28 protein-coding genes, 2 tRNA genes and 1 pseudogene are annotated in these 18,582 nt (G+C 25.5%); 15 read left to right on the top strand and 16 right to left on the bottom strand.

The annotated features are described in order from the left end of the window. Positions 1 to 3: 3 nt before the first annotated feature. Positions 4 to 246 (bottom strand): helix-turn-helix domain-containing protein, encoded by a 243-nt coding sequence (locus ACFEL5_RS05595; RefSeq protein ID WP_375315104.1) that lies wholly within the window; start codon positions 244 to 246, stop codon positions 4 to 6. A 665-nt stretch (positions 247 to 911) separates the two neighbouring features. Between ACFEL5_RS05595 and ACFEL5_RS05590 the strand changes: the two genes are divergently transcribed. The 9 genes from ACFEL5_RS05590 to ACFEL5_RS05550 all read left to right on the top strand — a co-directional run bounded on the left by ACFEL5_RS05590 (position 912) and on the right by ACFEL5_RS05550 (position 5,272). Then, a complete protein-coding gene (locus ACFEL5_RS05590; protein WP_338966716.1) occupies positions 912 to 1,856 on the top strand; it encodes an IS30 family transposase in 945 nt (314 codons plus the stop codon). Between the two features lie 155 nt (positions 1,857 to 2,011). After that, positions 2,012 to 2,209, top strand: a complete 198-nt coding sequence (locus ACFEL5_RS05585; protein ID WP_375315194.1) for a hypothetical protein — start codon at positions 2,012 to 2,014, stop codon at positions 2,207 to 2,209. Between the two features lie 156 nt (positions 2,210 to 2,365). Next, complete coding sequence (locus ACFEL5_RS05580) at positions 2,366 to 2,587, top strand: hypothetical protein (protein WP_375315193.1); 222 nt, start codon at positions 2,366 to 2,368, stop codon at positions 2,585 to 2,587. Then, positions 2,587 to 2,748, top strand: coding sequence for a hypothetical protein (locus tag ACFEL5_RS05575; RefSeq protein ID WP_342277701.1), 162 nt, complete (start codon positions 2,587 to 2,589; stop codon positions 2,746 to 2,748). Before ACFEL5_RS05580 ends, ACFEL5_RS05575 begins: the two co-directional genes overlap by 1 nt. A gap of 3 nt (positions 2,749 to 2,751) precedes the next feature. Then, positions 2,752 to 2,982: a hypothetical protein gene (locus tag ACFEL5_RS05570; RefSeq protein ID WP_375315192.1), complete on the top strand. Its 231-nt coding sequence runs from the start codon at positions 2,752 to 2,754 to the stop codon at positions 2,980 to 2,982. A 48-nt stretch (positions 2,983 to 3,030) separates the two neighbouring features. Next, a complete protein-coding gene (locus tag ACFEL5_RS05565; RefSeq protein WP_338967064.1) occupies positions 3,031 to 3,267 on the top strand; it encodes a hypothetical protein in 237 nt (78 codons plus the stop codon). Between the two features lie 23 nt (positions 3,268 to 3,290). Next, on the top strand, positions 3,291 to 4,109 hold the full coding sequence (locus tag ACFEL5_RS05560) for a hypothetical protein (protein WP_375315191.1): 819 nt from the start codon (positions 3,291 to 3,293) through the stop codon (positions 4,107 to 4,109). A gap of 76 nt (positions 4,110 to 4,185) precedes the next feature. Further along, on the top strand, positions 4,186 to 5,130 hold the full coding sequence (locus ACFEL5_RS05555) for an IS30 family transposase (protein ID WP_375315190.1): 945 nt from the start codon (positions 4,186 to 4,188) through the stop codon (positions 5,128 to 5,130). Positions 5,131 to 5,149: 19 nt separating this feature from the next. Then, positions 5,150 to 5,272: a hypothetical protein gene (locus ACFEL5_RS05550; protein ID WP_375315189.1), complete on the top strand. Its 123-nt coding sequence runs from the start codon at positions 5,150 to 5,152 to the stop codon at positions 5,270 to 5,272. A gap of 265 nt (positions 5,273 to 5,537) precedes the next feature. Here the strand turns inward: ACFEL5_RS05550 and ACFEL5_RS05545 are convergent, their stop codons facing one another. The 12 genes from ACFEL5_RS05545 to rplM all read right to left on the bottom strand — a co-directional run bounded on the left by ACFEL5_RS05545 (position 5,538) and on the right by rplM (position 12,500). Further along, complete coding sequence (locus ACFEL5_RS05545; protein WP_375315188.1) at positions 5,538 to 5,816, bottom strand: hypothetical protein; 279 nt, start codon at positions 5,814 to 5,816, stop codon at positions 5,538 to 5,540. Between the two features lie 59 nt (positions 5,817 to 5,875). Beyond that, entirely contained in the window at positions 5,876 to 6,289 is a 414-nt protein-coding gene (locus ACFEL5_RS05540) for a hypothetical protein (protein ID WP_338968340.1), read from the bottom strand. 103 nt (positions 6,290 to 6,392) lie between these two features. Beyond that, a complete protein-coding gene (locus ACFEL5_RS05535) occupies positions 6,393 to 7,343 on the bottom strand; it encodes an IS30 family transposase (protein ID WP_375315172.1) in 951 nt (316 codons plus the stop codon). A 190-nt stretch (positions 7,344 to 7,533) separates the two neighbouring features. Continuing rightward, entirely contained in the window at positions 7,534 to 7,938 is a 405-nt protein-coding gene (locus ACFEL5_RS05530) for a hypothetical protein (RefSeq protein ID WP_375315187.1), read from the bottom strand. 223 nt (positions 7,939 to 8,161) lie between these two features. Then, on the bottom strand, positions 8,162 to 8,524 hold the full coding sequence (hpf, locus tag ACFEL5_RS05525) for a ribosome hibernation-promoting factor, HPF/YfiA family (protein WP_375315186.1): 363 nt from the start codon (positions 8,522 to 8,524) through the stop codon (positions 8,162 to 8,164). 244 nt (positions 8,525 to 8,768) lie between these two features. Further along, positions 8,769 to 9,713: an IS30 family transposase gene (locus ACFEL5_RS05520; protein WP_375315185.1), complete on the bottom strand. Its 945-nt coding sequence runs from the start codon at positions 9,711 to 9,713 to the stop codon at positions 8,769 to 8,771. Positions 9,714 to 9,789: 76 nt separating this feature from the next. Then, positions 9,790 to 10,221: a hypothetical protein gene (locus tag ACFEL5_RS05515; protein WP_375315184.1), complete on the bottom strand. Its 432-nt coding sequence runs from the start codon at positions 10,219 to 10,221 to the stop codon at positions 9,790 to 9,792. A 30-nt stretch (positions 10,222 to 10,251) separates the two neighbouring features. Next, the gene (locus ACFEL5_RS05510; RefSeq protein ID WP_338968329.1) at positions 10,252 to 11,301 is read right to left on the bottom strand and encodes a YitT family protein; all 1,050 of its coding nucleotides are present in this window, start codon (positions 11,299 to 11,301) and stop codon (positions 10,252 to 10,254) included. A 146-nt stretch (positions 11,302 to 11,447) separates the two neighbouring features. Continuing rightward, a tRNA-Ala gene (locus ACFEL5_RS05505) sits at positions 11,448 to 11,523 on the bottom strand. Positions 11,524 to 11,528: 5 nt separating this feature from the next. Continuing rightward, positions 11,529 to 11,605 (bottom strand) — tRNA-Ile (locus tag ACFEL5_RS05500). Positions 11,606 to 11,643: 38 nt separating this feature from the next. Next, positions 11,644 to 12,045, bottom strand: a complete 402-nt coding sequence (gene rpsI / locus ACFEL5_RS05495; protein ID WP_338968328.1) for a 30S ribosomal protein S9 — start codon at positions 12,043 to 12,045, stop codon at positions 11,644 to 11,646. An 8-nt stretch (positions 12,046 to 12,053) separates the two neighbouring features. Beyond that, complete coding sequence (rplM, locus tag ACFEL5_RS05490) at positions 12,054 to 12,500, bottom strand: 50S ribosomal protein L13 (RefSeq protein WP_338968327.1); 447 nt, start codon at positions 12,498 to 12,500, stop codon at positions 12,054 to 12,056. 661 nt (positions 12,501 to 13,161) lie between these two features. On the opposite strand from rplM, the gene ACFEL5_RS05485 reads away from it, so the two are divergent. Then, positions 13,162 to 13,410, top strand: coding sequence for a hypothetical protein (locus ACFEL5_RS05485; protein WP_375315109.1), 249 nt, complete (start codon positions 13,162 to 13,164; stop codon positions 13,408 to 13,410). Here ACFEL5_RS05485 and ACFEL5_RS05480 read toward each other — a convergent pair. Next, positions 13,370 to 13,576: pseudogene (locus tag ACFEL5_RS05480) on the bottom strand (transposase family protein); the annotation flags it as partial. The gene ACFEL5_RS05485 and the pseudogene ACFEL5_RS05480 sit on opposite strands and share 41 nt — an antisense overlap. A gap of 74 nt (positions 13,577 to 13,650) precedes the next feature. Between ACFEL5_RS05480 and ACFEL5_RS05475 the strand changes: the two are divergent. The 3 genes from ACFEL5_RS05475 (at position 13,651) to ACFEL5_RS05465 (ending at position 15,428) form a co-directional block, all read left to right on the top strand. Beyond that, a complete protein-coding gene (locus tag ACFEL5_RS05475; RefSeq protein WP_375315183.1) occupies positions 13,651 to 14,046 on the top strand; it encodes a transposase family protein in 396 nt (131 codons plus the stop codon). A gap of 90 nt (positions 14,047 to 14,136) precedes the next feature. Beyond that, the gene (locus ACFEL5_RS05470) at positions 14,137 to 15,123 is read left to right on the top strand and encodes an IS30 family transposase (RefSeq protein ID WP_375315182.1); all 987 of its coding nucleotides are present in this window, start codon (positions 14,137 to 14,139) and stop codon (positions 15,121 to 15,123) included. A 122-nt stretch (positions 15,124 to 15,245) separates the two neighbouring features. Continuing rightward, positions 15,246 to 15,428 (top strand): hypothetical protein, encoded by a 183-nt coding sequence (locus ACFEL5_RS05465; RefSeq protein WP_375315181.1) that lies wholly within the window; start codon positions 15,246 to 15,248, stop codon positions 15,426 to 15,428. A gap of 341 nt (positions 15,429 to 15,769) precedes the next feature. On the opposite strand, the gene ACFEL5_RS05460 is transcribed toward ACFEL5_RS05465, so the two are convergent. Both ACFEL5_RS05460 and ACFEL5_RS05455 read right to left on the bottom strand, forming a co-directional pair. Continuing rightward, positions 15,770 to 16,579, bottom strand: a complete 810-nt coding sequence (locus ACFEL5_RS05460; RefSeq protein ID WP_375315180.1) for an IS30 family transposase — start codon at positions 16,577 to 16,579, stop codon at positions 15,770 to 15,772. Then, a complete protein-coding gene (locus tag ACFEL5_RS05455; protein ID WP_338966716.1) occupies positions 16,580 to 17,524 on the bottom strand; it encodes an IS30 family transposase in 945 nt (314 codons plus the stop codon). Between the two features lie 68 nt (positions 17,525 to 17,592). On the opposite strand from ACFEL5_RS05455, the gene ACFEL5_RS05450 reads away from it, so the two are divergent. Together ACFEL5_RS05450 and ACFEL5_RS05445 are read left to right on the top strand one after the other, a co-directional pair. After that, a complete protein-coding gene (locus tag ACFEL5_RS05450) occupies positions 17,593 to 18,408 on the top strand; it encodes a PTS transporter subunit EIIC (protein ID WP_375315179.1) in 816 nt (271 codons plus the stop codon). Between the two features lie 43 nt (positions 18,409 to 18,451). Beyond that, the gene (locus tag ACFEL5_RS05445; protein ID WP_375315178.1) at positions 18,452 to 18,580 is read left to right on the top strand and encodes a hypothetical protein; all 129 of its coding nucleotides are present in this window, start codon (positions 18,452 to 18,454) and stop codon (positions 18,578 to 18,580) included. Positions 18,581 to 18,582 lie beyond the last annotated feature (2 nt).

The raw sequence follows: 18,582 nt of genomic DNA, 5'->3' as shown, positions 1-18,582 counted from the left end.
TATTTACTTGCACTTACAAGTATAATTCAGCTTATGAAAATAAACATGTAATTGTTTTCTATTTTCTGCTTTATTTTGTGCAATTAATGAAAAATAATGATTATTATCTTTATTTCTATTAACTTCTCGATTAATAGTACTAATACTTCGATTAAGATTTTTAGCTATTTCACTAATTTTTACTTTAAATTTCAATTGATTCTCAATATAAATTCTTTCATCTATGCCAAGATGTTTGTATCCCATATAAAAACTCCTTAAATTTACTTTTTCTAAAATAAACTTAGCATCATGAAATTTTTATATGAAATCTTTTGCAATTTTATTTACTTGCACTTACAAGTATAATTCAGCTTTTAATAAATAATTTTAACATATTTTAATAAAATTAATTTAAGAATGATTTTATTAGGTCGCGTTGGACGCATAAAGTTTTGTTAGGTAGGAAAATATTTGAATAAGTATTAAGGCAGTCAGCAATGATTGTCTTTTTATTTTATAAGGTGTTAAAAATTTGTTCTTTGAAAATTAAATACAAGTGAGTTAATAATGTTGGTATGTATTAAAAGCACGATAAATTGTGGGTGGTCGCCATAACCAAAAGAAGTTTACCAGTTAATAGATAACACCCTATTAGCTATAGCAATTTGTTTTGTTTTGCAATAAAAAAATGAATGGGTGGATTTCCTAAAAATATACACGCTATTAAATTAGTTCCAAGGGTAGGATGCGGATATTAAAGTGTAGAAATTTCTATATAGGGATATACTAAGTTTAAAATTATTAAAATCTTTATTTAATTAGCTGAATTATACTTGTAAGTGCAAGTAAATAAAATTGCAAAAGATTTCATATAAAAATTTCATGATGCTAAGTTTATTTTAGAAAAAGTAAATTTAAGGAGTTTTTATATGGGATACAAACATCTTGGCATAGATGAAAGAATTTATATTGAGAATCAATTGAAATTTAAAGTAAAAATTAGTGAAATAGCTAAAAATCTTAATCGAAGTATTAGTACTATTAATCGAGAAGTTAATAGAAATAAAGATAATAATCATTATTTTTCATTAATTGCACAAAATAAAGCAGAAAATAGAAAACAATTACATGTTTATTTTCATAAATTTAAAAATAGAGAATTAGTAAAATATGTACAACAAAAATTATTATTAGGTTGATCGCCTGAACAAATTTATGGCAGAATTAAAAATTTTCATCAAGAATGAATTATTAGTTTTAAAACAATTTACAATTGAATTTATTCTGGATTACTTGAAAAGGTTACTAGTAAAAATTTAAGAAGAAAAGGTAAGAAACGAAAATCTCAAGAAAATCGGGGTAAATTTAATGGTAAATCCATTAAAGAACGAAATGTTAATAATCGCATAACTCTTGGCCATTGAGAAGGTGATACTGTAGTATCATCACGAGGTAAAAGTAAATCATGTTTAATAACTTTAGTTGAAAGAACATCAAGATTTACTTTAGCAATATTAGTTGAAAATAGAACTACTAAAGTTATTAACAAAAATATTAGTCATTATTTATCAATTCTTCCAAATAATCTTGTTAAGACTATAACATTTGATAGGGGTAAAGAATTTGCTAATTGACAACAACTTGAAAAAAATTTAAATGTGAAAATTTATTTTGCTGATGCATATTCACCTTGACAAAGAGGTACTAATGAAAATACTAATGGTTTAATTAGAGAAAAATTTCCTAAAAAATTTAATTTTTCAAACACTACTAAAAATGCAGTTCATAAATTTATATTGTCTTTAAACCAAAGACCAAGAAAAATACTAAATTATCTTTCGCCAATCGAATATTTGGTTAGAAAAATAATTTAGTTGCACTTAACTTTACAATTTGGCATTAAAAAATAAAATTTAATAACAAAGCTTGTTAAACACTTAAATCTGCGATATATAAGTGTTTAAAAAACTAAGTTAACTAACAACTTAGTTAATATAACTTAGTTTATTCACAAGAAAGGTAATTTACTATGAAAAACATTGAAAACATTTTCTTAAATACTAAAAAATATCTCTTAAAAGAAACACAAAACGCAATGCTTATTAAAGCACCAAAAATTCCATGATTTAATGAACAAATCGGTATTTGGTTTCCAAAGCGATTTGTTTATAAAGGAAAATACGAAAATTCAATTTGCATTGGAATAATAAAAGATAGTAAATATTAAATATCAAGTAATTTCAATTAATCAATCAATTAATCAACAAGAACAAGAACAAGAAACCAAGTTAATTAAAGGCCAAGAATTATTAAGTTTCTTCATTGCCGAAAAAGAAAACAACAAAAAAGATATGAATTATAACTATTTTAAAGGAGTTTAAAAATGAATATTGCAATTGGACTAATATTTATTATTATCAGCATAATGCTGTCAGCATATGTTGCTTATAAAATTTATGCCAAAATAAAAATTAGAATTAAATATAAAAATGCCATTAAAAATAATACTGGTAATTTCACAAAAGACGAGAAAGTATTTATTGCTCGCTTTGAAGAATGAGTTAAAGCGCCTAATTCAAAAGAAAATAATGAGGATAAAAAATAATGTTTTGAGAAATTATTATGGAATTTTTAAAACTGTTTGTTCCGATAGAAAAAATGCCTGCACAAGTTGCATTTATTGCCGGATTAATTATTATCATTACTTTTATTTTCGCCTTAATTTCAATTATGTATTTACCAATAAAAATGATTTTTGGGAAATAAAAAATGACAATAAACTTAAAAGAATTTAATTGAGAACAAATTAAACAAACTTTCTGAGATTTATTTATTCAAATCACAACTATTCCGGCTCATATTAGTGGTGGTGAAGAAATTGATTTAACCAAAGAAACACTTTGACTTTTAATAGCAAACATTGCTTTTTGATTCTTAACAGCAATTATGGTGTGATTTATTCTAATGCTACTTTGGAAAACCATATCAGTATTTAGATAGAAACAAAATTAATGTCAAGAAGTTACATTAAAGAAAGGGGGTGATTATATGATTGGAACTTTCTTGGCCGATGCACCAGCAAAAATAACAGCTAGCGATGCGATGACTAAATTGTGAAATGCAATTATAACAGCGTTTACTAAAATGTGAGAAATTATTGCCGTTAATATGCCGCAAGTTGGTAACTTCTTTGCCGACTACTGAATCTTCATTTTTCCATTTATTTTGGCAATATTCTTTATTTGCTTTAAAATGTTTGAAAAATTACTTGGCGCAGTGCGCTAACAAAAAATAAAATGAGGTGCAAGATGAAATTTTGCAAATGAATAATAGAAAAAAATAACCATTTTATTGAATTGAATCGCACCTCATTTTTAATTTTATGACATTGAGGAGCAATTTGATACATTTACAACGGTTATTTCAAAAACATTGTGAGCTATTTATTTTTAGCCGGTTGTATTTTAATTTTCCTTTTTAAAATCGGTAATTTAACACAAATTAACAAAGTTATTAATTTCTTAAAAAATTCACCATTAAATATTGTGATTGGTTCATTAGGGACTGGAAAAACTGCTTTTCTAGTATACGCAGCAAAATTACTAAAAAAGAAGAAATATCACATCGCCGCAACCTTTCCATTACTAGAAACCCAAAAATTAAGTTTAGGCCATATGGGATTGTTAGACTTTGATTATCCGGTATTGCCAGACAAAACCTTACTGTTATGAGATGAAACCAACTTATTTTTAGAAGGAACTGATTGAGAAAAAAATAATACCAAAAACGAAGAAGCCGGTATTCAAGAATATTTCGCTTTGGCACGCCATTTCGGTCATATTGTGCTTGCTAGCGGTCAAAGAGATAAACATATTTGAGTTAAAGTTCGTGATATTGCCAATAATGTGATTGTGGGAATTCGCAAAAAACCCGTTAATATTTTTCGTCCCTACTTAAAAGTCATCTATGGCACCTTTACGAGCATTGAAGAATATGAACGCTGACGAAACACCTTAATTGATGCGAAAAATAGTAAAAAAGGGCGTCGCATTAAATATCGTGATATTCCTGAACTTGATATTTATTTTTTTAAACGCTGAATTATACTTGTAAGTGCAAGTAAATAAAATTGCAAAAGATTTCATATAAAAATTTCATGATGCTAAGTTTATTTTAGAAAAAGTAAATTTAAGGAGTTTTTATATGGGATACAAACATCTTGGCATAGATGAAAGAATTTATATTGAGAATCAATTGAAATTTAAAGTAAAAATTAGTGAAATAGCTAAAAATCTTAATCGAAGTATTAGTACTATTAATCGAGAAGTTAATAGAAATAAAGATAATAATCATTATTTTTCATTAATTGCACAAAATAAAGCAGAAAATAGAAAACAATTACATGTTTATTTTCATAAATTTAAAAATAGAGAATTAGTAAAATATGTACAACAAAAATTATTATTAGGTTGATCGCCTGAACAAATTTATGGCAGAATTAAAAATTTTCATCAAGAATGAATTATTAGTTTTAAAACAATTTACAATTGAATTTATTCTGGATTACTTGAAAAGGTTACTAGTAAAAATTTAAGAAGAAAAGGTAAGAAACGAAAATCTCAAGAAAATCGGGGTAAATTTAATGGTAAATCCATTAAAGAACGAAATGTTAATAATCGCATAACTCTTGGCCATTGAGAAGGTGATACTGTAGTATCATCACGAGGTAAAAGTAAATCATGTTTAATAACTTTAGTTGAAAGAACATCAAGATTTACTTTAGCAATATTAGTTGAAAATAGAACTACTAAAGTTATTAACAAAAATATTAGTCATTATTTATCAATTCTTCCAAATAATCTTGTTAAGACTATAACATTTGATAGGGGTAAAGAATTTGCTAATTGACAACAACTTGAAAAAAATTTAAATGTGAAAATTTATTTTGCTGATGCATATTCACCTTGACAAAGAGGTACTAATGAAAATACTAATGGTTTAATTAGAGAAAAATTTCCTAAAAAATTAAATTTTTCAAACACTACTAAAAATGCAGTTCATAAATTTATATTGTCTTTAAACCAAAGACCAAGAAAAATACTAAATTATCTTTCGCCAATCGAATATTTGGTTAGAAAAATAATTTAGTTGCACTTAACTTTACAATTTGGCATTTTCAAACACTACTAAAAATGCAGTTCATAAATTTATATTGTCTTTAAACCAAAGACCAAGAAAAATACTAAATTATCTTTCGCCAATCGAATATTTGGTTAGAAAAATAATTTAGTTGCACTTAACTTTACAATTTGGCATAATAATAAAAATGATGATAGTTGAATTAATTATAAAGGTAATGCTGTAACAAATAAATATAATAGATTTAAGTAAGTAAAAATATAAAATTAATATATATTAGTGAAAATTTAATAATATTAATAATTTTTAGTGTGTAAAAATTCAATAATATGGTAAAATAATCATGAATAAAAATGACAATAACAAGGAAAGGCAGGGTTAGTTTAGTAATTAAATAATATAATTAGCTGATTGTTTTACTTCTTCAAAGCAATACCTAAGAAAACTAAACGCGACCCAATCGCTTCATCAATTTGCAATCCTATCTTAATCAGTATATCATATACAATTAGACCGGTTAAGTCATGCGAAACCCACCATTTCTCATCAACATCTTTTATTTCCACAGTATCTGGTAACGCATTAATACGAGCATCAATACTTTTTAAACTACAAGATACGGTCGGCATTACTGTCATCAATGTCATGGGGGTTAATGTTAAGGTTGCTAAAAATGATATAAAACTTTTTTTCATATTTAATTCTCCTTTGCATGTATTGTTATATAAGTTATATTACTGGGAAATCACTAATTTTACAAGATATTAGTTAAAAAGAGTTGCTTATCTGCTTTCATTGTAAAAATATATTTAACTTCTTTTTTTGCTTTCCCTTTATTTGGCATTGCTCGCACAGTAATCGTTAACTCCACAACATTATGGGATGTATCAAACGGAGAACTTTCATCAAAGTTTAAATTAGCTCTCGCTTCATTTAAATCCATTCCAAGTTTTTCTATCAAATCCATAACAGCATATAATTGCAAACCAAAAGAATTTCACTTGGCCGGAGAAATATCTTTTATTTCCACAGTATCAGATAAACTACTAATCCGACTATCTAAACTTCCTGACTGTTTCATCTCAGTATTGCTACAACTTACTAATGGCATCACAATAATTAGTGGTGTTAATGTCAAACTTGCTAAAAACGGTATAAGTCACTTCATAAATAATTAATCCCTCTTTCCAAGTTTTGTTATATAAACATTTTACTAACAAATATTAGTTTTTCAAGGAATTTAATTAGCCAAATTGTAAAGTTAAGTGCAACTAAATTATTTTTCTAACCAAATATTCGATTGGCGAAAGATAATTTAGTATTTTTCTTGGTCTTTGGTTTAAAGACAATATAAATTTATGAACTGCATTTTTAGTAGTGTTTGAAAAATTAAATTTTTTAGGAAATTTTTCTCTAATTAAACCATTAGTATTTTCATTAGTACCTCTTTGTCAAGGTGAATATGCATCAGCAAAATAAATTTTCACATTTAAATTTTTTTCAAGTTGTTGTCAATTAGCAAATTCTTTACCCCTATCAAATGTTATAGTCTTAACAAGATTATTTGGAAGAATTGATAAATAATGACTAATATTTTTGTTAATAACTTTAGTAGTTCTATTTTCAACTAATATTGCTAAAGTAAATCTTGATGTTCATGTTCTTTCAACTAAAGTTATTAAACATGATTTACTTTTACCTCGTGATGATACTACAGTATCACCTTCTCAATGGCCAAGAGTTATGCGATTATTAACATTTCGTTCTTTAATGGATTTACCATTAAATTTACCCCGATTTTCTTGAGATTTTCGTTTCTTACCTTTTCTTCTTAAATTTTTACTAGTAACCTTTTCAAGTAATCCAGAATAAATTCAATTGTAAATTGTTTTAAAACTAATAATTCATTCTTGATGAAAATTTTTAATTCTGCCATAAATTTGTTCAGGCGATCAACCTAATAATAATTTTTGTTGTACATATTTTACTAATTCTCTATTTTTAAATTTATGAAAATAAACATGTAATTGTTTTCTATTTTCTGCTTTATTTTGTGCAATTAATGAAAAATAATGATTATTATCTTTATTTCTATTAACTTCTCGATTAATAGTACTAATACTTCGATTAAGATTTTTAGCTATTTCACTAATTTTTACTTTAAATTTCAATTGATTCTCAATATAAATTCTTTCATCTATGCCAAGATGTTTGTATCCCATATAAAAACTCCTTAAATTTACTTTTTCTAAAATAAACTTAGCATCATGAAATTTTTATATGAAATCTTTTGCAATTTTATTTACTTGCACTTACAAGTATAATTCAGCATTAATAAATAATTTTTATAAAAAAAATACACTTACAACTGTAAGTGTATTTTCTTAACACTTTTTCTAAATTACGATATTACTATCCTGTTTGAGTAACTTTAATTGTAAATTCTTTTGAAAATGTTCCATCAGCAGCATCTTTTGCTTTTACACTAAATTTAACTTCAGAACTTTTAGTTGTTGGTCCGGGAGCTGCTGGAAGTGCTCCAACTAATGCTGCCTCAGCCGCTTTAGCGCTCTCATCCGCAGCTTTAACTTTCGTATCAACTTTTGCCTGAATCGCTGCAAGAATAGCATCATCTTTTCATCCTGCTGCGCCAGCAACTGCAAAAGCATCAGCTTCTTCAAACGTAATCTTATCAATTGCTTTATCAGTAACTGTAGTTGCTGCGGCTTTTTTTGTGCCACAACCAATAATTGGTAATGCTACGATAGCAGGAAGTCCTGCTAAAGCTGTTATTAATCTTAATCCTGATAATTTCATATTTAATTCTCCCTTTTCATTTATTTTACTATATATGTTATTTTACTTTGAAATTTTATTTTTACAATAACTTCTTTGGTTATTTTATACAAAATAAACATTTAATTTCCAAATACTAATTTATTAAATTAACCCATCACCTCCACTAAGAGTTAAATCTATGGGTTAATTATAGCAATAAATTTTTAAAATAAAAGATATTTTATCTAATTTAATAATGGCATTAGATATCCTCATCTAATGTTAAATCAACCGGAAATTCTACTTTCGTAAATTTTTCTTTACCCCGTGGAATTCAACGGTCCTTCATTCTTCGTAATTGTTCTTCTAACTTATGACGCACCTCATCAATAGCAACATATAAATCAATATGCTGACCTTCAGCGTGTAAATGATTACTCTTTCCTTTTAAATCAAGAACAACACGAACTCGACTTAAATTTTCTTTATAAGTTCTTACTTCAACATGAATAGTATCATCAAGATTAATAATTTTATATTTACTAATTTTTTCTAAACTATTAATAATGCGTTCACGAATCGCCTCAATTACTTCAATATTTTTACCACGAATAACGAATTGCATTTATAAACCTCCTTATTTATATTATATTATTTTTTTATTAAAAAATATCTAAATCTTATTTTTTATTGCGTTTAATAAAAAAATAATATAAGTATAGACCAAAACTAACAAAATAGAGAATATAACCTAAAAATGGTAAAAAATACACACTTTGTAAATTAATACGATGGAAAATATAAACATAATTTCAACCACTAATTTCACGATTTTTTTGAACAATGCCAAATTGTAAAGTTAAGTGCAACTAAATTATTTTTCTAACCAAATATTCGATTGGCGAAAGATAATTTAGTATTTTTCTTGGTCTTTGGTTTAAAGACAATATAAATTTATGAACTGCATTTTTAGTAGTGTTTGAAAAATTAAATTTTTTAGGAAATTTTTCTCTAATTAAACCATTAGTATTTTCATTAGTACCTCTTTGTCAAGGTGAATATGCATCAGCAAAATAAATTTTCACATTTAAATTTTTTTCAAGTTGTTGTCAATTAGCAAATTCTTTACCCCTATCAAATGTTATAGTCTTAACAAGATTATTTGGAAGAATTAATAAATAATGACTAATATTTTTGTTAATAACTTTAGTAGTTCTATTTTCAACTAATATTGCTAAAGTAAATCTTGATGTTCTTTCAACTAAAGTTATTAAACATGATTTACTTTTACCTCGTGATGATACTACAGTATCACCTTCTCAATGGCCAAGAGTTATGCGATTATTAACATTTCGTTCTTTAATGGATTTACCATTAAATTTACCCCGATTTTCTTGAGATTTTCGTTTCTTACCTTTTCTTCTTAAATTTTTACTAGTAACCTTTTCAAGTAATCCAGAATAAATTCAATTGTAAATTGTTTTAAAACTAATAATTCATTCTTGATGAAAATTTTTAATTCTGCCATAAATTTGTTCAGGCGATCAACCTAATAATAATTTTTGTTGTACATATTTTACTAATTCTCTATTTTTAAATTTATGAAAATAAACATGTAATTGTTTTCTATTTTCTGCTTTATTTTGTGCAATTAATGAAAAATAATGATTATTATCTTTATTTCTATTAACTTCTCGATTAATAGTACTAATACTTCGATTAAGATTTTTAGCTATTTCACTAATTTTTACTTTAAATTTCAATTGATTCTCAATATAAATTCTTTCATCTATGCCAAGATGTTTGTATCCCATATAAAAACTCCTTAAATTTACTTTTTCTAAAATAAACTTAGTATCATGAAATTTTTATATGAAATCTTTTGCAATTTTATTTACTTGCACTTACAAGTATAATTCAGCAATAAATAAAATTAACAAAATAAAACCAATTAAAACCATAATTGTTAAAAAAGATTGTAGAAATAATACGCTTTTTTTTGGAAATTCCTTTCATCATATAAAAAATCCCAGCTAAACTATAAACAATAATATTAATTATTAGCACAATTAAAGCTAAAAACTCTGGTGATGTCATTAATCTTTGAAAAAAAAGACTATTACCAGAAGTAAAAAATACCATTGCTAATAACGATGTTAAATTATTTCTTAAAACAAATTCTGGTTTACCATTATGAATAATAGTTTCCTTTTCCGTTAAAATAACAATTGGTAATGAAAAAATTATTAAAATAATCGCAATTGCCATCGTAATAAATTTCCAATCAACTATTTTTAAAAATCTTAGAAAACCTTGCTTCATTGGTCAACTCCTTGGTTAGCATTTTGAATATTAATTAAACCTTTGAATATTAAAGGTACCATAAACCATCGTCACGGGAATAACAACAATAAACGCTTTATTATCAATTCTTGTTACATTATATTTAACTTTTTTATATTCTATTAAAGAAATTGTCGCAAAAATTGTTCCCGAAACCTTACCACTCTTAATATCACTAGAACTAATTAAAGTAGTATCATGAGGATATTCATGAGTTTTAAAATATTCACAAACATCTAATGGTAATTTTGTAAAAATCATCACATTAACTAATTTAAATTTTGGATAAATAAAATTAGTAACAACAGTACTAATCGTTGCAAAAATAATTGATACATATAAAGTAAAATTTTTAAAAAAAGCATAAATTAAATTATCTTCATTTTTTTGCACAAAGTATTTAATTAAAATTGCTAAAACAATAATTGCATAATTCATATATTTTTGAAATTTACCAACACCTTGTTTTTTTCACACTGCTAAATAAGCAGCTAAAAAATCTGAACCACCAGAACTACCACCAGCAATAAAAGCAATTGCGATAGCAAAACCTCAAATAATTGAACCAATAAAAGCATAAATAAAAGCCGCTAAAGTCATCACTGCTTTTCCCGTATCAGTATCCTTAGGTAAAATTAATTCTTCCATAATTTTTAATTGATCTAAAATCGGAATTGCTCGTAAAATAAAGTTTCATGCTGTTTGCATTAACATAAAAAATAAAGTATAAACAGTAAAATATCGGCCAACTTTAAAATATCCAAAAATTACAAAAGGAATATTTAACATTAAAACAACAATGTAAAACCACATCGCTTGCTCTTTAGGTGATGAAAAAATTGAATAAACAATAATTTGCGATATCCCACTAAAACCACCATTGTAAAAACCTACGGGATTAATAAAATAATTAAAAGTTAAAGTTAATAGTAATGCTGCTAATGTTAGCAATAACAAACTTCTCATAATGCGAGTAAATTTAGTATTATGAATTTTTTGAAAAAATAATTTCACTTGCTTGGAAAAACTAGGCTTTTTAAACTTTACTCTTTTTTTCATTACAACAAGTCTCCCAAATACATTACATCTAGTAATAAAACAATTTTAACAATAAATAAATTGTTGTAAATGATTTTAACAAAAAACTTAATTTTATTGTTTGAATAATAAATAAAATTAAGTTTAAGTCATTAATGAAATTAAAATGGTGGACCCGAACGGGATTGAACCGCCGACCCCCTGCGTGCAAGGCAGGTGCTCTCCCAGCTGAGCTACGGGCCCATCAATGGTGGGACTAAGTGGACTTGAACCACCGACCTCACGCTTATCAAGCGTGCGCTCTAACCAACTGAGCTATAGTCCCATTAAAGCATATATTTGAGATATATGCTAAAATATAAATTATCTTTTTGAAAATTGCTTTCCTGCTCGGGGACCTTTTAATCCATACTTATCTCTTTCTTTAATTCGTGAATCACAAGTTATTAAACCTTTTTGCCTTAACTTCATCCGATAATCTGGTGAATATGCTAATAATGCTCTTGCAATACCTAATCTCGTAGCTCCAGCTTGACCGCTAAAACCACCACCATTAACTTTAACATTAATATCAAAGCTTTCTTTCATATCCGTTACCAATAATGGTTGTTCTAACTCTTGGATTAATGTTGCATAAGGAAAAAAAATAAGTGCCGGTTTATTATTAATAGTAATATTCCCTTTTCCTGAAGTTAATACTACTTGCGCTACTGATTTTTTTCTTCTACCCGTACCACGATAAATAATTTCTTTTTTTATTTTCATTAAATCGATTAACTCCCTTCTTCTTGTAATACTAATAGTTTTGGCATTTGAGCACTATGCGGGTGCTTTTCACTATCATAAACAAATAAATTTTTACCTTGTTTTCTTCCCAAACTAGTATGCGGTAACATTCCTTTAATAGTTCTTTCAACCATCTCAATTGGATACTTATCTTGCATTACCTTAGCTGTTCGCACTCTCATACCCCCAACAAAACCAGAGTGATTATAATATTTTTTATTATTCAGCTTATTACCACTTAATATTACTTTATGAGCATTAATAATGATAATATTATCACCACAATCAACATGGCTGGTAAATGTTGCTTTATGTTTACCTCTTAAAATACTTGCTACTTTTGTTGCTAAGCGTCCTAAAATTAAACCGCTGGCATCAATAATGTATCATGTTTTTTTCACATCTTGTGAATTAATAATTGTCGTTTGTCGCATTTATATCTCTCCCTTTGCATTTTGCTCTTGTACCGAAGCTATAATGCATAAAAGCAATAAAATTATATAACAAATGTTTCGCTAATGCAATGAAAATAATAATTTGGTCGCGTTTAGTTTTCTTAGGTATTGCTTTGAAGAAGTAAAACAATCAGCTAATTATATTATTTAATTACTAAACTAACCCTGCCTTTCTTGTTGTTGTCATTTTTATTCATTACCATTTTATCATATTATTGAATTTTTACACAATGAAAAATTATTAATTTTATTAAATTTTAACTAATATTTTTGCTTACTTAAATCTATTATATTTATTTGTTATAACATTACCTTTATAATTAATTCAACTATCATCATTTTTATTATTATATTTATTTCATAATGACTTTTTATATATTTCTTTTCTGATTTCTATTTCTGAATTAATATTTTCATTAATATAATGTAATACATTTAATTTGTTTAAATTTGCCATTTTTAAATGTAATAAGTTATTTAAATTCTTATGATTATATATTTTTGCTCCATATCCTAATTGTTGTTTTATTAAATGCGATACATCACTTTCAATGCTACAACCGATATTTCATTAGACTTGGTACATAACCTTTAATTTTATCTACTATTTTGATAATATTATTTACTAGGTGAAGTACAAATGTTAGATAAATACAAAGACGAAAATGAATTTTATAGTCTAATAGGCATAAAATATAAAACTTTCATGAAAATGGTAGAAATTTTAAAAGAAGCTAAAGCTAAACAAAAACAAATTGGTGGTAGACCAAATAAATTATCAATAGAGCAAAGATTACTTATGACTTTAGAATACTGAAAAGAATATAAGACTTGGTACATAACTATAACTAGCTTAATTCAAAATTATATATTCCTGAAATTAAGTTAAATCGTAATCCAAATCTTCTAATCTTATTGCGATAACGATAAACTAGTATTTTAAATCTTTTTAATCTAGCAAAAACATGTTCAATGGCAATTCTAACTTTACTTAAAAAGCTATTATATTCCTTTTTATCTGGATTTAAGGGATTATTTTTACTCTTTTTAATTGGCAATAATAGACTTGGTACATAACCTTTAATTTTATCTACTATTTTGATAATATTATTTACTAGGTGAAGTACAAATGTTAGATAAATACAAAGACGAAAATGAATTTTATAGTCTAATAGGCATAAAATATAAAACTTTCATGAAAATGGTAGAAATTTTAAAAGAAGCTAAAGCTAAACAAAAACAAATTGGTGGTAGACCAAATAAATTATCAATAGAGCAAAGATTACTTATGACTTTAGAATACTGAAAAGAATATAGTACATATCGTATTATTGCAAAAAAATATAATATTAGTCATGTTAGTTGTATTCGTAATATCTTTTGAGTTGAAAATACTCTAATAAAAAATAGTCACTTTCATATACCTGGCAAAAAGATATTATTGGAACATAAAGTTACTAATAATAATTTATTAGCAATTGATGCTACAGAAATTCCAATTGAAAGAGCTGAATTATACTTGTAAGTGCAAGTAAATAAAATTGCAAAAGATTTCATATAAAAATTTCATGATGCTAAGTTTATTTTAGAAAAAGTAAATTTAAGGAGTTTTTATATGGGATACAAACATCTTGGCATAGATGAAAGAATTTATATTGAGAATCAATTGAAATTTAAAGTAAAAATTAGTGAAATAGCTAAAAATCTTAATCGAAGTATTAGTACTATTAATCGAGAAGTTAATAGAAATAAAGATAATAATCATTATTTTTCATTAATTGCACAAAATAAAGCAGAAAATAGAAAACAATTACATGTTTATTTTCATAAATTTAAAAATAGAGAATTAGTAAAATATGTACAACAAAAATTATTATTAGGTTGATCGCCTGAACAAATTTATGGCAGAATTAAAAATTTTCATCAAGAATGAATTATTAGTTTTAAAACAATTTACAATTGAATTTATTCTGGATTACTTGAAAAGGTTACTAGTAAAAATTTAAGAAGAAAAGGTAAGAAACGAAAATCTCAAGAAAATCGGGGTAAATTTAATGGTAAATCCATTAAAGAACGAAATGTTAATAATCGCATAACTCTTGGCCATTGAGAAGGTGATACTGTAGTATCATCACGAGGTAAAAGTAAATCATGTTTAATAACTTTAGTTGAAAGAACATCAAGATTTACTTTAGCAATATTAGTTGAAAATAGAACTACTAAAGTTATTAACAAAAATATTAGTCATTATTTATCAATTCTTCCAAATAATCTTGTTAAGACTATAACATTTGATAGGGGTAAAGAATTTGCTAATTGACAACAACTTGAAAAAAATTTAAATGTGAAAATTTATTTTGCTGATGCATATTCACCTTGACAAAGAGGTACTAATGAAAATACTAATGGTTTAATTAGAGAAAAATTTCCTAAAAAATTAAATTTTTCAAACACTACTAAAAATGCAGTTCATAAATTTATATTAGACTTGGTACATAACTATAACATTTTATGCCGACTAAACTATAAAATTCATTTTTATCTTTGTATTTATCTAACATTTGTATTTCATCTAAAAAATAATTATCAAAATAGTAGATAAAATTAAAGGTTATGTACCAAGTCTATTGTCTTTAAACCAAAGACCAAGAAAAATACTAAATTATCTTTCGCCAATCGAATATTTGGTTAGAAAAATAATTTAGTTGCACTTAACTTTACAATTTGGCGTTTTGAACTGAAAAATTTTGTTCTTTAAATCCACAAGTTTTAAAAATTACTGGAGATATAAAATTAATAAAAATTATAAATGAAAATACTGAAAATGATAATCTAGAAGAAGCATACATATATGTTTTAACAACCGAAAGTTTATATTTAATTTATAATAATAGACTTGGTACATAACTATAACATTTTATGCCGACTAAACTATAAAATTCATTTTTATCTTTGTATTTATCTAACATTTGTATTTCATCTAAAAAATAATTATCAAAATAGTAGATAAAATTAAAGGTTATGTACCAAGTCTAATTTATAAACTTCATTATTATAAATTAAATATAAACTTTCGGTTGTTAAAACATATATGTATGCTTCTTCTAGATTATCATTTTCAATTATCATTTTCAGTATTTTCATTTATAATTTTTATTAATTTTATATCTCCAGTAATTTTTAAAACTTGTGGATTTAAAGAACAAAATTTTTCAGTTCAAAACGCCAAATTGTAAAGTTAAGTGCAACTAAATTATTTTTCTAACCAAATATTCGATTGGCGAAAGATAATTTAGTATTTTTCTTGGTCTTTGGTTTAAAGACAATATAAATTTATGAACTGCATTTTTAGTAGTGTTTGAAAAATTAAATTTTTTAGGAAATTTTTCTCTAATTAAACCATTAGTATTTTCATTAGTACCTCTTTGTCAAGGTGAATATGCATCAGCAAAATAAATTTTCACATTTAAATTTTTTTCAAGTTGTTGTCAATTAGCAAATTCTTTACCCCTATCAAATGTTATAGTCTTAACAAGATTATTTGGAAGAATTGATAAATAATGACTAATATTTTTGTTAATAACTTTAGTAGTTCTATTTTCAACTAATATTGCTAAAGTAAATCTTGATGTTCTTTCAACTAAAGTTATTAAACATGATTTACTTTTACCTCGTGATGATACTACAGTATCACCTTCTCAATGGCCAAGAGTTATGCGATTATTAACATTTCGTTCTTTAATGGATTTACCATTAAATTTACCCCGATTTTCTTGAGATTTTCGTTTCTTACCTTTTCTTCTTAAATTTTTACTAGTAACCTTTTCAAGTAATCCAGAATAAATTCAATTGTAAATTGTTTTAAAACTAATAATTCATTCTTGATGAAAATTTTTAATTCTGCCATAAATTTGTTCAGGCGATCAACCTAATAATAATTTTTGTTGTACATATTTTACTAATTCTCTATTTTTAAATTTATGAAAATAAACATGTAATTGTTTTCTATTTTCTGCTTTATTTTGTGCAATAATGCCAAATTGTAAAGTTAAGTGCAACTAAATTATTTTTCTAACCAAATATTCGATTGGCGAAAGATAATTTAGTATTTTTCTTGGTCTTTGGTTTAAAGACAATATAAATTTATGAACTGCATTTTTAGTAGTGTTTGAAAAATTAAATTTTTTAGGAAATTTTTCTCTAATTAAACCATTAGTATTTTCATTAGTACCTCTTTGTCAAGGTGAATATGCATCAGCAAAATAAATTTTCACATTTAAATTTTTTTCAAGTTGTTGTCAATTAGCAAATTCTTTACCCCTATCAAATGTTATAGTCTTAACAAGATTATTTGGAAGAATTGATAAATAATGACTAATATTTTTGTTAATAACTTTAGTAGTTCTATTTTCAACTAATATTGCTAAAGTAAATCTTGATGTTCTTTCAACTAAAGTTATTAAACATGATTTACTTTTACCTCGTGATGATACTACAGTATCACCTTCTCAATGGCCAAGAGTTATGCGATTATTAACATTTCGTTCTTTAATGGATTTACCATTAAATTTACCCCGATTTTCTTGAGATTTTCGTTTCTTACCTTTTCTTCTTAAATTTTTACTAGTAACCTTTTCAAGTAATCCAGAATAAATTCAATTGTAAATTGTTTTAAAACTAATAATTCATTCTTGATGAAAATTTTTAATTCTGCCATAAATTTGTTCAGGCGATCAACCTAATAATAATTTTTGTTGTACATATTTTACTAATTCTCTATTTTTAAATTTATGAAAATAAACATGTAATTGTTTTCTATTTTCTGCTTTATTTTGTGCAATTAATGAAAAATAATGATTATTATCTTTATTTCTATTAACTTCTCGATTAATAGTACTAATACTTCGATTAAGATTTTTAGCTATTTCACTAATTTTTACTTTAAATTTCAATTGATTCTCAATATAAATTCTTTCATCTATGCCAAGATGTTTGTATCCCATATAAAAACTCCTTAAATTTACTTTTTCTAAAATAAACTTAGCATCATGAAATTTTTATATGAAATCTTTTGCAATTTTATTTACTTGCACTTACAAGTATAATTCAGCATTTTAAAAAACTTAAACTGCTATCAAGTAATTTTCAACCAAGAAATACTTTAAAGCATTTTCGCAATAAAACAAGTTCAGGATTACAAAAACTTGCTAAATCATTAATGTTTCCGATTGCTATTTTACCTATCGCGGCAATATTAAGTCGTGTGGGCGGATTAATGATGGCTAAAGATTTTGGAATTACTGAGAACAGTGTTATTTGATATATTGGTTCAGTATTGCAACTTATTGGTGGCACTGCTTTTGATAATCTTTCTGTTCTTTTTGCTATTGGCATAGCTTTTGGTTTTGCTAAAGATAATCGTGGTGAAGCAGCTCTTATTGGTTTTTTTGCTTATACAATATTAATTGGCCTAATGACGATATTACCAAAAATTGTTTATTCAACAATTTTATTAGATGTTAACTTAGAAAATAAATCAAAACTTTTATATCAACTTAAAGGCAATGAAGTTATTTATTCTATTGATATGGGAGTTCTGAGTGGCATCATTGCTGGTATATTAGCAGCTACTTGTTATAATCGTTTTCAATCCATTAAGTTGCCAACTGCTTTGTCATTTTTTTCGGGAAGAAGATTTGTGCCATTAGTTGTTATTTTAGTTTCTTTACCAGTTGCTATTTTAGTGGCAATAATTTGACCTTGACTTCAGTTAGGACTTTTAACTTTTGGACAAGCTATTATTCCTGAAAAAGTTGACAATTCAACCCGTCATATTCAATGAGGGGTTGCTAGCGTTTATACAATAGACTTGGTACATAACCTTTAATTTTATCTACTATTTTGATAATTATTTTTTAGATGAAATACAAATGTTAGATAAATACAAAGATAAAAATGAATTTTATAGTTTAGTCGGCATAAAATGTTATAGTTATGTACCAAGTCTAGTGTATAATATGTATTGTAAAATTAAATATTTTATGAAAACTAATATTTAAGG

Source organism: Spiroplasma endosymbiont of Tipula paludosa, from assembly GCF_964264785.1.
Classification (GTDB): Bacteria; Bacillota_I; Bacilli_A; order Mycoplasmatales; family Nriv7; genus Nriv7.
This window is presented reverse-complemented; position numbering and strand designations above follow the sequence as displayed.